The organism is Staphylococcus sp. HMSC063F05 (assembly GCF_001837075.1).
In the GTDB taxonomy this organism is placed as follows: Bacteria; Bacillota; Bacilli; order Staphylococcales; family Staphylococcaceae; genus Staphylococcus; species Staphylococcus epidermidis.
In genome coordinates this window covers 56,935-70,490 of record NZ_KV831317.1, presented here as the reverse complement: position 1 = coordinate 70,490, position 13,556 = coordinate 56,935, and the positions used below count along the sequence as shown (strand labels likewise).

Annotated in this window: 11 protein-coding genes; 10 read left to right on the top strand and 1 reads right to left on the bottom strand. The window is 30.8% G+C overall.

What is annotated here, in order from left to right:
- Window positions 1–32: 32 nt before the first annotated feature.
- Complete coding sequence (gene tarA / locus HMPREF2576_RS01945) at window positions 33–791, top strand: N-acetylglucosaminyldiphosphoundecaprenol N-acetyl-beta-D-mannosaminyltransferase TarA (RefSeq protein ID WP_032602480.1); 759 nt, start codon at window positions 33–35, stop codon at window positions 789–791.
- A 77-nt stretch (window positions 792–868) separates the two neighbouring features.
- On the opposite strand, the gene tagH is transcribed toward tarA, so the two are convergent.
- Complete coding sequence (gene tagH / locus HMPREF2576_RS01940) at window positions 869–1,663, bottom strand: teichoic acids export ABC transporter ATP-binding subunit TagH (RefSeq protein ID WP_001832071.1); 795 nt, start codon at window positions 1,661–1,663, stop codon at window positions 869–871.
- Between the two features lie 331 nt (window positions 1,664–1,994).
- Between tagH and HMPREF2576_RS01935 the strand changes: the two genes are divergently transcribed.
- From HMPREF2576_RS01935 to HMPREF2576_RS01895, 9 genes are all read left to right on the top strand, one after another.
- On the top strand, window positions 1,995–2,807 hold the full coding sequence (locus HMPREF2576_RS01935) for an ABC transporter permease (RefSeq protein ID WP_001832041.1): 813 nt from the start codon (window positions 1,995–1,997) through the stop codon (window positions 2,805–2,807).
- A gap of 322 nt (window positions 2,808–3,129) precedes the next feature.
- Window positions 3,130–4,221, top strand: coding sequence for a teichoic acid glycerol-phosphate primase TarB (gene tarB, locus HMPREF2576_RS01930; RefSeq protein ID WP_064603114.1), 1,092 nt, complete (start codon window positions 3,130–3,132; stop codon window positions 4,219–4,221).
- Complete coding sequence (locus tag HMPREF2576_RS01925; protein ID WP_001832059.1) at window positions 4,221–5,285, top strand: glycosyltransferase family 2 protein; 1,065 nt, start codon at window positions 4,221–4,223, stop codon at window positions 5,283–5,285. The genes tarB and HMPREF2576_RS01925 overlap by 1 nt, the downstream gene beginning before the upstream one ends.
- A 134-nt stretch (window positions 5,286–5,419) precedes the next feature.
- Entirely contained in the window at window positions 5,420–5,818 is a 399-nt protein-coding gene (tagD, locus tag HMPREF2576_RS01920; protein WP_001833002.1) for a glycerol-3-phosphate cytidylyltransferase, read from the top strand.
- Window positions 5,819–6,801: 983 nt separating this feature from the next.
- Complete coding sequence (locus HMPREF2576_RS01915) at window positions 6,802–8,529, top strand: ABC transporter ATP-binding protein (RefSeq protein ID WP_001832157.1); 1,728 nt, start codon at window positions 6,802–6,804, stop codon at window positions 8,527–8,529.
- Window positions 8,530–8,814: 285 nt separating this feature from the next.
- Window positions 8,815–10,044 (top strand): NupC/NupG family nucleoside CNT transporter, encoded by a 1,230-nt coding sequence (locus tag HMPREF2576_RS01910; protein WP_002493541.1) that lies wholly within the window; start codon window positions 8,815–8,817, stop codon window positions 10,042–10,044.
- A 536-nt stretch (window positions 10,045–10,580) separates the two neighbouring features.
- Window positions 10,581–11,414: a YitT family protein gene (locus HMPREF2576_RS01905; protein ID WP_001832123.1), complete on the top strand. Its 834-nt coding sequence runs from the start codon at window positions 10,581–10,583 to the stop codon at window positions 11,412–11,414.
- A gap of 358 nt (window positions 11,415–11,772) precedes the next feature.
- The gene (locus tag HMPREF2576_RS01900) at window positions 11,773–12,570 is read left to right on the top strand and encodes an ABC transporter ATP-binding protein (protein ID WP_001832050.1); all 798 of its coding nucleotides are present in this window, start codon (window positions 11,773–11,775) and stop codon (window positions 12,568–12,570) included.
- A gap of 319 nt (window positions 12,571–12,889) precedes the next feature.
- On the top strand, window positions 12,890–13,390 hold the full coding sequence (locus HMPREF2576_RS01895) for a hypothetical protein (RefSeq protein ID WP_001832127.1): 501 nt from the start codon (window positions 12,890–12,892) through the stop codon (window positions 13,388–13,390).
- The last annotated feature ends 166 nt before the right edge of the window (window positions 13,391–13,556 follow it).

The window sequence follows — 13,556 nt, the reverse complement described above, 5'->3', positions numbered from 1 at the left end:
ATTTTAAACGTGTTGTAAAGTGGGGATTGAATATGTATCAAAACCAAAGAATAAAAGATAAAATTAACATATTAGGTGTAAATTTTGATAATACTACAATGCTGGAAATGGTAGAAAATATTAAACAATTCATATCTAGCAATACAGATGATAATTTATTTATAGTGACTGCTAATCCTGAAATCGTGGATTATGCAACTGAACATGAGCTATATAGAAATTTAATTAATCAAGCTGATTATGTAGTTCCAGATGGTACAGGAATAATAAAAGCTTCAAAGCGATTAAAACAGCCCTTAAAACGGCGTGTGCCAGGAATAGAACTTCTTGAAGAATGTCTGAAAATAGCACATGTCAGCCATCAGCGCGTATATCTGCTTGGATCTAAAAATGAAATTGTTGAGTCAGCAGAGAAAAAGCTTCAATCTCAATACCCTAATATCCACTTTGCACATCATCATGGCTATATTCATCTAGAAGATGAAACAGTCATAAAACGTATAACAAGTTTTAATCCCGATTACATTTTTGTAGGAATGGGATTTCCAAAGCAAGAACAATGGATTCAAAAGCATAAGGACAAGTTTAAGCACACTGTAATGATGGGCGTAGGTGGATCGTTTGAAGTATTCAGTGGCTCAAAGAAAAGAGCACCTCAAATATTTAGAAAGTTAAATATTGAGTGGGTATATCGTGTACTTATTGATTGGAAACGCATTGGGAGAATGATAAGTATTCCTAAATTTATGTTAAAGGTAGCAATACAAAAATATAAAATGAAATCAAAATAAGAGTAGAAAAGGGAGGCAATCAATTCGGATGAATTTTATTGCACTCCCTTAATGTTTAAGTTTTACTTTCTTCAAATTTATTTTACGACAAAACGTGACTCATCTAATTTATTTCTAAATTCCTTTTGTTCTGCTTTAGATTTTTTCTTAAAAGTTTTAAGAAACGCCTCATAATCAGGTAATACTTCTTCAAGTTCGCCGAATTCTTTTAGTTTACCGCCCTCAATCCAAGCGATTTTTGTACAAAATTCACGCACTTGTCTAATATTATGACTAACAAAAAATATTGTTTTTTTAGCCGCTTTAAATTCATAAATTTTATCTAAACATTTTTGAGTAAATGTTTGATCGCCTACTGATAATGCTTCGTCAATAACTAATATGTCAGGATTAACAGTAATATTAATTGAAAATCCAAGTTTTGCACGCATACCACTTGAATATTTTTTAACAGGTTGATAAATAAATTCGCCGAGTTCACTAAATTCTATAATTTCCGGCATTAATTTTTTAATTTCTTTCCTTTTAAAGCCCATGCAGAGCATTTTAAATTCAATATTTTCTACACCTGTCAATTGTCCATTTAGTCCTGCATTAATAGCGATGACACTCACATCACCATGTCTCGTTATTTCACCGGAACTTGGTGAAATAGAGCCACCAATCATATTACTTAAAGTAGACTTACCTGAACCGTTGATGCCGACTAAGCCTATCACATCTCCCTCATGCGCTGTTAAACTTACGTTATCCAGAGCGTAAAATGTTTTATTTTTGTTTTTAGGTATTAATGCATCTTTAATTCTATCTTTATTATTTCTATAGATACGGTATTCTTTTGTTAAATTTTCAATATTTACCGAAACGCTCATTTTTGTACCTTCCTTATAAACATTTATATAGATTATAATATACAACACATCAGTTGTTAAATTTATTAACCTAGTGTAAAGTGAATAGAAGATTTTGTTGAAAATAAATTTAACACAGTGAGTTAAGAAAGTGATTCATTTTCTAAAATTCAATCTTACACGAAATTTCTAACAATTTTTAACTGAATTGATTGTATAATATAATGAGCTTATGATAAACAGTTAAATGTTATTATTTAAGAATGGACTCAATGAATCAAATTAAAGAGAAACTATTAATGATTTACAATAGATAGATAATCTATTATAGGAGAAAGCGTGGTTAAGTTTAATGTTCGCAGTTGGAACGGTTTTAAAAGAACATATTAAAAACTTCTATTTAATTCAAAGACTAGCACAATTCCAAATTAAAATTACCAATCATAATAACTATCTAGGTATTGCATGGGAAGTGTTGAACCCTGCTTTACAAATCATGGTGTATTGGCTTGTTTTTGGTTTAGGAATTAGAAGCAATGCACCTATACACGGCATTCCGTTTGTATTTTGGTTGTTAGTTGGTATAAGTATGTGGTTCTTTATTAATCAAGGTGTCTTAGAAGGAACTAAATCAATCTCACAGAAATTCAATCAAGTGGCAAAGATGAATTTCCCACTCTCAATCATTCCTACTTATATTGTAACAAGTAGGTTCTATGGTCATTTAGGATTATTAGCAATTATTATAATAGCTTGTATGTTCAATGGAATTATCCCTTCAATTCACATTGTACAATTACTTATATATGTACCTTTTGCATATTTGCTAACATCGTCGGTGGCACTTTTAACATCCACTTTGGGGATTTTAATTAGAGATACGCAGATGATTATGCAAGCATTAATGAGAATATTGTTTTATATGTCTCCAATTTTATGGGTGCCAAAAAATCACGGCGTAAGTGGTTTGATTCATCAAATTATGTTATTTAATCCAGTATATTTTATCGCAGAATCATACCGAGCAGCGATATTGTTCCATCAATGGTATTTCATAGATCATTGGAAGTTAATGCTATATAACGTTATTATCATTCTCTTATTCTTTATAGTAGGTTCTATTTTACATAGACGCTATAGAGATCACTTTGCGGACTTCTTGTAAAAGTGTCAATCAAGAGGGTTCTATTAACGATTTACCATAAAACGAATTAATATTTAACTTATTATCAAAGATTTAGTTTATTTATTAAAAGAAATTATAATAATTGTTTGTTAGAAATATTTCAAATTTAATATACGCTATATTGACGTTATGAGGTAGGACAATGGATTCAAGATGAATTCGTAGTCCTACTTTTTTAATAATATCGAGATTTCTAGTAGAATTTTTGAGTGAATTAAAAATTATTTGCTTTTATTTTCTTTGAAAGTAAGTATCGTTTATAATTTGATATAATGATTGGAAATTTAAAGATGGTGAAAAAATGAGATTGATAATTAAAAAGATTTATATCATAGCTATTGTGCTTTTAAATATGATTTTTAAACCGTTTAATGTAAATTCGAAGCACATTGTGATAATGATGACCTTTAAGCAAGATATATTGCCTATTATAGAGGCATTATGTCGTGAAGGATACCATGTGACGGTTATAGGTAAAAAAATATATCAGAAAGATATTAATAACATTAATCATGCATATTTTATACCTGCCGGAAATAAATATATTATGAGACATATGAAAGTATTAAGTAAAGCAAAGGTTATTATTTTAGATACGTATTATTTAATGATGGGTGGTTATCAGAAGAAAAAAGGGCAAACTGTTATTCAAACATGGCATGCTGCTGGTGCGCTTAAAAATTTTGGCTTAACTGATCATCAAGTTGATTTAAAAAATAAGGCTATGGTAAGACAATACAAAAAAGTTTATGATGCTACCGATTATTATTTGGTAGGTGGGGAGAAAATGGCTCAATGTTTTATACAATCGTTTGATGCATCTCCATCGCAAATGTTAAAGTTTGGACTTCCAAGACTGACCCAATACTTTAGAAGCAATCTTAAGTTAGAACAACAACGATTAAAAAAGAAATATCATATTACAAATAAACTCGCAGTATATGTTCCGACTTATAGAGAAGGTCAAGTAGCACAACGTACTATTGATAAAGAAAACTTTGAACGGCACTTGCCGAATTATACGTTATTGAGTCATTTGCATCCTTCGACTGTTGATTGTCAAACTTCTCATTCAATCGACGTTACTTCATTGTTAATTATGGCGGATATTATTATAAGTGATTATAGCTCATTACCTATTGAAGCAAGCGCACTTAATAAACCGACACTTATTTATAATTATGATGAACAGCAATATGAAAAAGTAAGAGGATTGAATGAATTTTATTATGCTATTCCAGAACGATACAAAATGAGTAATGAAGAGTCAATTATACAAGCGATACAGGATAACGATGAGCAATTTCAATCTTTATTTAATGATTGGCATCAATATAACTCAAAAGATAGTCTTAACCAGTTAGTTCATTTTATTAATAAGTTGGTGAAATAATGAAATTAGCAATAATTATTCCAGTGTATAACGCTGAAGAAACGATTAAACGTGCTATACTCTCAGTTGATACTAGTGTGCCTTATGAGATTATTTGTATCAATGATGGTTCAACTGATCAAACACAACATGTACTTACAGAATTACAACAAAAACATCCACACATTAAAGTCATTCATCAGAGTAATCAAGGAGCAGCTCGAAGTAGAAATGTTGGCTTAGAAGCTATGTCTGAAGATGTTGATGCATTTTTATTTTTAGACGCAGATGATGAGTTTTTACCTAGTAGGATTGATTTAATGGTGAATGCTTTTAATAAAAACAAAGAAACCGATGTTGTTATCGGTCAAATGGCAAGAGATGTTAACGGCGAATGGCAAGTCATTTCGACCCATCAATCTATGGTAAAAGATGCGATTGTCACACTTGATCGTAAACCGGATATTTTACAATCGATAGGACCTGGAGCAAAATTATTTAGCTCGAAGTATGCTGGATTACGTTTTGATGAAGATGTCGTTTTCTGTGAAGAGCATACCTTTATTGTCAAAGCGTTCTCTAAAGCGCGAGATATTCAACTTATACCTAACATTGTATATGGCTATAATGAGAGAGAAGGATCAGTAACAGCGCAACGTGCTGATACATTCTTACCTTATATGAGTGATGCGTTAAAAGTTCGTCAACGCGTGATGGAATTACTATTATTATTAGACGAAAAAATCTACTATAGTTATCGAATGGATAACCTCATAGTAAGTTACTTAATACAGGCACATTTAAAGAAAAATAACAAAATAACGCAATCTTTGCTTGAAAGTGTTATAGAGTATATGAAAGCTATGCAGCATACACATTACTCGGGAGAGGCTATGTTTCGAATTGTTAGAGCTGTTGAACAGAGTGCAACACATTGGACAAAGCCTTTATACTTACAATGGAAAAAGGCACTTAGTGAGGTTGGAATTGGCAGACCAGGCTTAATTCGTTTTAAACTTCAAGTTATACCTAAAAAGATATCCTTTTCTGGTAAAGAATCACTAAAAAGAATTTTTAAAAAATAACTTTTCTTTGAAGTAAGTTTTAAATTTATTTATGTTTAGTATCTAATATAGTATTAATGGCATGGTCAAAATATTTATGATACATTAAGATTATAAATTTTTATTAAATTTTTAGTTAAGGAGAATTTCGTATCATGAAAAGAGTCATTACTTATGGTACATATGACTTGCTTCATTATGGTCATATTGAATTACTTAGAAGAGCTCGTGAGATGGGGGATTATCTTATCGTTGCGCTTTCTACTGATGAATTCAACCAAATCAAAAACAAAAAATCATATTATGATTATGAACAACGTAAGATGATGTTAGAGTCTATTAGATACGTAGACTTAGTTATCCCTGAAGAAGGATGGGGACAGAAAGAAAAAGATGTTGATCGTTTTGATGTTGATGTATTTGTGATGGGTCATGATTGGGAAGGGGAGTTTGACTTCCTTAAAGATAAGTGTGAAGTCATTTATCTTAACCGCACAGAAGGTATCTCAACTACCAAAATCAAGCAAGAATTATACGGAAAAGATACAAAATAACTAAGAGTATTTATGACACTATTGAACATTTAATCTTGAAAATAGAGATAAGAAAGAATTGTTCTTTAAATCAATGTGACTAGAGTTGGAAAAGGTTGATATAAACTTATTTTTATCTAGTCATCGATTGTCAATATGTAAATGAAACCTGAGATAATGGTAGATGTCTCAGGTTTTATATTTAAAATCAAACATTCTGTAATTCGAGATGCCTATATATTATTTAATAAAGGTGAAGACATAAATCTATAAGAACAGCAGTAAGATATTATTTAATGAGAAAATATCTTGCTGCTTTTTTCTATTTTGATAATTTATTAACCTCGTCTTTCACGAATGTGTGGGTGTAAATGCATTGTATTTGGTGGATGCTACTATTCAAAAGTTTTATGGCAAAGATTATGTTTTAAGGTGTGGTTTGACAGCTATTATATTACGAATAGAAATTCTTTTAGAATACATCAATCGACAGTTTATTTTGTATCAATAAAGTCATAAAACATTTACATGATAGTGAGTTTGATAAATTGAATCACCATATTGATGTCACGTATTATCATTTTTAAATATTGTTAAATTTTATCACATATATTTTAATATTTTTAGATTTTGTGTGCAGCTGATTCGGATAAAATCGATTATTCGTAGAAATGTTGTATCATAGTAAATATTTCGTTAGTGTTTTTTTAACACAGAAAGGTGACAGAAAATAAAAATAGATGACGTGCAATTTTTTGTACTAATAAATAATCTTTTGCGTGTGTTCTGATAAAAAATGTTATAATATCAACTACGAAGAACATAGTTACGTACATGAGAAGTTGAATGTTAAAATTACATAGTTTGCAACATTTTGGGTGTCATATAAATTTGCTTAAAAGACTGATAAATAAGCAATCATTATATATCTTGTGATTTGGGATGAAATGAACTTTTACAAGATTAAGCAAGATCAAATATGAATATAAAGACGAGGTATAACTATGAAAGAACAAAACCCTTTGTTTTTCTTATTTAAAAGACTCTCATGGCCATATGGGTTAATCATTGCAGCGGTTATCATTACTTCGTTGGGAAGTTTAAGTGGTTTATTAGTACCATTATTCACCGGGCGTTTAGTTGATAAATTTTCCGTCAGTAGTATTAATTGGGGAATGATAGCTATATTTGGCTCGATTTTCTTAGTTAATGCATTGCTTAGCGGTATAGGCCTATATTTGTTAAGTAAAATTGGTGAAAAGATTATTTATGCGATTCGTTCATTATTGTGGGAACATATTATTCAATTAAAAATGCCGTTCTTTGATAAAAATGAAAGTGGCCAATTAATGAGTCGTCTAACAGATGATACAAAAGTGATTAATGAATTTATTTCACAAAAGCTACCTAATTTATTGCCTTCTGTTTTAACTTTAATAGGTTCATTAGTCATGCTATTTATCATGGATTGGAAATTAACTTTATTAACATTTATTACTATTCCTGTATTTATTTTAATCATCGTTCCTTTGGGACGTGTGATGCAAAAAATATCTACCAATACGCAATCTGAAATTGCGAACTTCAGTGGATTATTAGGTAGAGTGCTTACCGAAATGCGTTTAGTTAAAGTATCTAATACTGAGCGTTTAGAGTTAGATAATGCGCATACAAATCTTAAAAAAATATATAGATTAGGATTAAAACAGGCTAAAATATCAGCAGTCGTACAGCCCATTTCTGGTGTTGTTATGCTATTAACTATTGCGATTATTTTAGGTTTTGGTGCATTAGAAATAGGTACTGGAGCAATTACTCCTGGAACACTTATAGCTATGATATTTTATGTAATCCAGTTATCTATGCCACTGATTAACTTATCGACACTAGTTACGGATTATAAAAAAGCTGTGGGTGCGAGCAGTCGTATATATGAAATTATGCAAGAGCCTATTGAACCTACTGAAGCTTTATCAGAATCTAAAGACGTTACGATCATCGACGGCGAATTAGTATTTGAGCACGTGGATTTTAAATATGACGTTAAAAAGATTTTGGAAGATGTGTCATTTAGTATTCCACAAGGTGAAGTGAGCGCGTTTGTAGGACCTTCTGGTTCAGGTAAAAGTACGATTTTTAATTTAATTGAGCGCATGTATGATATTGAACGTGGAGATATTAAATACGGTAATCAAAGTATTTTTGATATTCCACTTTCAAAGTGGCGCACAAAAATTGGTTATGTTATGCAATCTAATTCGATGATGAGTGGAACGATAAGAGATAATATTTTATATGGTATTAATAGAAAAGTTGATGATGAAGAGTTAATAGAGTATGCTAAACTAGCTAATTGTCATGATTTTATTATGCAGTTTGACGAAGGTTACGACACGATGGTTGGTGAGCGTGGACTCAAATTATCAGGTGGTCAACGACAAAGGATAGATATCGCTAGAAGTTTTGTTAAAAATCCTGATATTTTGTTATTAGACGAGGCGACAGCGAACCTAGATAGCGAAAGTGAATTGAAAATTCAAGAAGCACTTGAAACACTTATGGAAGGCAGAACTACTGTAGTCATTGCTCATCGACTTTCAACTATAAAAAAAGCTGGTCAAATTGTATTTATTGATAAAGGTGAAGTTACCGGTAAGGGAACGCATCATGAATTGATGGCAAGTCATGATAAATACAGACATTTTGTTACATCTCAAAAATTATCAGATTAATATTAACCACGCCCTAATTAATGAGTGGAAGGGCGTGGTTTTTTATATAAGTTTTGTAAAAATGTCATTTTAACCCTATTTTTCACGTGGTATAATAACTTTTGTAAGATTAAAAGAACTTTTGGGGTTTGCACAGAAATATAGTACGTAAAACAAACGCTTTCATTTTTTTGTTGTTCATCATTGTTCATCATTAACAAAATACATAGAATGACATATTGATAGTCTTACAGGATTGCATAATCAATGCATGAAAGTATAAAAATACATATAGGTAGGTGCCAAATGTTTTTATTAGTTAATATCATTGGATTATTTATTTTCCTAGGTATAGGAGTTATTTTCTCTAGAAATAGGAAGAATATACAATGGAAATCTATTTTTATTTTGGTTATTTTGAATTTGTTTTTAGCTTGGTTCTTTATATATTTTCCATGGGGAAGAGCAGGGGTTAAAGGAGCAGCTAACGGTATAGCATGGGTTATAGAATCCGCACATGAGGGTACCGGATTTGCATTTAAAAGCTTCACGTCTAATAAAATGATGGACATGGCGGTAAGCGCGCTCTTCCCTATTTTATTAGTTGTACCATTATTTGACATTCTTATGTACTTTAATATACTTCCAAAAATCATTGGCGGTATTGGTTGGGTACTTGCTAAAGTTACACGCCAACCTAAGTTTGAATCATTTTTTGGTGTTGAAATGATGTTCTTAGGTAATACTGAAGCTCTTGCAGTTTCTAGTGAACAACTTAAACGAATGAATGAAATGCGGGTACTAACTATTGCGATGATGTCTATGAGTTCAGTTTCAGGAGCAATTGTGGGCGCTTATGTGCAAATGATACCTGGAGAACTTGTATTGACGGCAATTCCACTTAATATTATTAACGCAATTATAGTTTCTTGTATTTTGAATCCTGTATCAGTTGAAGAACAAGAAGATGTCGTGTATAGCATTAAAGATCACCAAACTGAAAGACAACCATTTTTCTCATTTCTTGGAGATTCAGTTTTAGCAGCTGGAAAGCTTGTATTAATTATCATTGCATTTGTCATTAGCTTTGTAGCTTTGGCTGACTTAATTGATAGATTGATTCATTTAATCACACATCTTATTGCAAATGGTATTGGTGTCAAAGGTAGCTTTGGTCTTGATCAAATCTTAGGCGTTTTCATGTATCCATTTGCTTTACTATTAGGTTTACCGTTTAATGAAGCGTGGGAAGTAGCACAACAAATGGCGAAGAAAATTGTAACAAACGAATTTGTTGTGATGGGGGAAATTTCTAATCAAGTCAATGCGATGACGCCTCATCATAGAGCAGTTATATCAACATTTTTAGTTTCTTTTGCAAACTTTTCAACTATTGGAATGATTATAGGTACATTGAAAGGTATTGTTGATAAGAAAACGTCGGATTTCGTTTCCAAATATGTACCGATGATGTTGTTAGCAGGAATTTTAGTATCCTTACTTACTGCTGCATTTGTTGGATTATTTGCTTGGTAATTTACTTTTAAGATTTTTAATTAATATAGGCACGCTACTCATCCTATTTTGTAATTAGATGAGTCGTGTGCTTTTTAATTTTGTAGAAAGCTGACGAATTGATTTGCGAATCTCTAAAATGATAAAAACCAAGCATAAAAGTGAGGAGACACTTTTTATACTTGGCTTTTATGGGAAATGAATATTAATGTACTTGTAACGGTAAGGACTAGGTACTGTCACAGTACTTCGAGCAAAATTTGTTTTGTTACTATAAACAACACAAAGGAGATAACTTCTCTTTCAAGAAGTTAAAATTATTATAGCAGACCTAGGAGTATAAGTAAATTAAAAATTCAGAATATTTAAATTTATTCAAAATCAGATGTATTGAATTCCCACTTTAGTACGCTTAAGATGACATATATTTATAATTACGAATATATGATATGTGAATTTGTTTTTTTAAATCATATAGTTATTTGAAATTTTATTGTAGTAAGTAGTTATCTTATGCTAACATTTTAATAATTAAACAAAGTTTTAGGGGTGATTGAGTGAATAAAACTATCAGAGATATCATTTTAGTTATGATAGGTTCATTTATTTTCTCTGCAGGTATCAATGCATTTGTTATTTCAGGGAATTTGGGTGAGGGTGGTGTCACTGGTATAGCCATCGTATTATATTATGCTTTTCATATTTCACCGGGAATAACCAATTTCGTTTTAAATGCTATTTTAATTATTGTGGGTTATAAATATTTGAGTAAACGTAGTACATATTTAACAATTTTTGCTACAGTACTCATTTCAATCTTTCTAGGTTTAACTGAAACATGGCATGTAGAAACTGGGAATGTTGTGATTAATGCTGTGTTCGGTGGGACTTGTGTTGGTTTAGGAATTGGTATTATCGTTTTAGCAGGGGGAACAACCGCTGGAACGGTTATTCTTGCGAGAATTGTTAATAAATATTTAGATATTAGTACGCCTTACGCTTTGTTATTCTTTGACCTTATCGTTGTGCTTATTTCATTGACAGAAATTCCTTTAGTGAAGTGCTTAGTTACAGTTATGTCTTTATATATAGGTACAAAAGTGATGGAATTTGTTATAGAAGGATTAAATACTAAAAAGGCAATGACTATTATATCTAGTCGCCCTAATGAGGTAGCAAAAGCTATTGATCAGCAAGTTGGAAGAGGATTAACAATATTAAATGGACACGGTTATTACACTAGAGAAGAAAAAGATGTACTTTACGTAGTCATCTCTAAAACACAAGTATCTCGTGCTAAACGAATCATCAAAAATATTGACGAAAATGCCTTTTTAGTTATTCATGACGTTCGTGATGTATATGGTAATGGTTTTTTGTTAGATGAGTAAAATATCAATATATTATAAAGTTAAAAAGTTGTTAAAATGTAAGGCACTTTTTTAAATGAAGTCTAAAATGATTGCTTAGTTAAAGTCATTTTGGGCTTTTTATTATCATACTGTTCTCTACTTATTTATTAAGGACAGTACTACTCGCTTAATTTACTACTACTCATTTACGAATATAATATATAACCTAGTGAAAATAATTGTTAGTCATAATATAGAAGAGATGTTATAATAAAAACTGTGATAATGATTATCAATTACAAGTTTGTGACTGATAATGAGTGAATAACTTAATTAATAACAATGTTTTTACTATATATAAAGCAAGATTTTAGAGAATGAAAGTAGGGGAATTATTATGAGTCGTTTAAGTGGTGAACAAGTGAAAATTGGCTACGGTGATTCTACGATTATTAATAATTTGGATGTCGCAATTCCTGATGGAAAGGTTACTTCTATTATTGGACCTAACGGGTGTGGGAAATCAACTTTATTGAAAGCGTTATCTAGACTATTGTCAATTAAAGAAGGTAAAATTAATTTGGATGGTAAGAGTATTCATGCCACATCCACGAAAGAAATAGCTAAAAAAATAGCAATTTTACCACAATCACCAGAGGTCCCAGATGGACTTACTGTAGGAGAACTTGTTTCTTATGGGCGTTTTCCACATCAAAAAGGATTTGGTCGTTTAACTGCAGAAGATAAAAAAGAAATTGATTGGGCATTGTCAGTTACAGGTACAAGTGAATTTCGTCATCGTACTATAAATGATTTAAGTGGTGGACAAAGACAACGCGTGTGGATTGCAATGGCACTAGCCCAACGTACTGATATTATTTTCTTAGATGAACCTACAACTTATTTAGATATTTGTCATCAATTAGAAATATTAAATTTAGTCAAAAAGCTCAACGAAGAAGAAGGTTGCACTATTGTGATGGTTTTACATGACATTAATCAAGCAATTCGCTTCTCAGATCATCTCATTACGATGAAAGCTGGAGATATTGTTGCTACTGGTCAAACTGATGAAGTGTTAACTAAGGACATTTTAGAAAAGGTATTTAATATTGATGGTGTTTTAGATATAGATCCGAGAACAGGGAAACCAATTTTAGTTACTTACGATTTATTCTGTCAGACGTATTCGTGATTCAATGAATACAGTCTTATTGATAAGATATGATAATAAAAAATGCTCAAAATGATAATTGTTTTGAGCATTTTTTTATATCATAACCATAGTTTGAATAATTTTATCACGTGAACCACAATAATTTTTAAAGTTCACCATTTATACATTTATTATTGTTATAATAAGACGTATACATATAAAGAAAAGATGTTTGAAAATATATTGTAATTTTACGATACAAAACGTTGAGTATCATTTTTTAAATGAAATTTAAAGGTAATTATGGTATTATAATAATAATTGCTATATAAAATCTGGACAATAGGAGGACATTGCCATGCAACATCTTATAAAAAAACATGTATTGAATGGCGAGTTTGAACTAGTTAGACAGTTAATGTCCGAAACAGATTTTATGGAATTTGAAGAAGCATACATCTCTAGTGCTCATGAAGTAGAGAGTATGATGTTTTATACATGTATTCTAGATATGATTAAGGTAGAAGAATCATCAGAATTACATGATTTAGCATTCCTTTTACTTGTTTATCCTTTAAGTGAATATGAGGGCGCACTAGATTCAGCTTATTATCATGCAGATTCTTCCATAAAACTTACTGACGGAAATGAAGTGAAGAGTTTATTACAAATGTTATTGCTTCATGCTATTCCTGAGCCAGTTATTTCGGATAAAAAAGCGTTTGATGTCGCTAAACGAATTCTAAAACTCGATCCAAGTAATAATGTTGCACGAAATGTACTTAAAGATACAGCAAAACGTATGGATAATGTAGTTGTAGACATTAATGAATTGAACAATCAAAGAGATGCACGCTAAAAAATGAGTTATAGTCGCTCAAGTTTATTGAAACTTTTGCGACTATTTTTTTATACATGATTACGTTTGATTATACATTTTTATTTATATTGATTCCTGAAAAATCGTTTTCTAAAATGATTAAAAATACAGAATAGCTAAATTTATACATTTTTTTAGGGTTGCA

Excerpts from the sequence above, each read along its gene's own strand:
- tarA (WP_032602480.1), top strand. The coding sequence starts at position 33 with ATGTATCAAAACCAAAGAATAAAAGATAAAATTAACATATTAGGTGTA.
- tagH (WP_001832071.1), bottom strand. The coding sequence starts at position 1,663 with ATGAGCGTTTCGGTAAATATTGAAAATTTAACAAAAGAATACCGTATC.
- HMPREF2576_RS01935 (WP_001832041.1), top strand. The coding sequence starts at position 1,995 with ATGTTCGCAGTTGGAACGGTTTTAAAAGAACATATTAAAAACTTCTAT.
- tarB (WP_064603114.1), top strand. The coding sequence starts at position 3,130 with ATGAGATTGATAATTAAAAAGATTTATATCATAGCTATTGTGCTTTTA.
- HMPREF2576_RS01925 (WP_001832059.1), top strand. The coding sequence starts at position 4,221 with ATGAAATTAGCAATAATTATTCCAGTGTATAACGCTGAAGAAACGATT.
- tagD (WP_001833002.1), top strand. The coding sequence starts at position 5,420 with ATGAAAAGAGTCATTACTTATGGTACATATGACTTGCTTCATTATGGT.
- HMPREF2576_RS01915 (WP_001832157.1), top strand. The coding sequence starts at position 6,802 with ATGAAAGAACAAAACCCTTTGTTTTTCTTATTTAAAAGACTCTCATGG.
- HMPREF2576_RS01910 (WP_002493541.1), top strand. The coding sequence starts at position 8,815 with ATGTTTTTATTAGTTAATATCATTGGATTATTTATTTTCCTAGGTATA.
- HMPREF2576_RS01900 (WP_001832050.1), top strand. The coding sequence starts at position 11,773 with ATGAGTCGTTTAAGTGGTGAACAAGTGAAAATTGGCTACGGTGATTCT.
- HMPREF2576_RS01895 (WP_001832127.1), top strand. The coding sequence starts at position 12,890 with ATGCAACATCTTATAAAAAAACATGTATTGAATGGCGAGTTTGAACTA.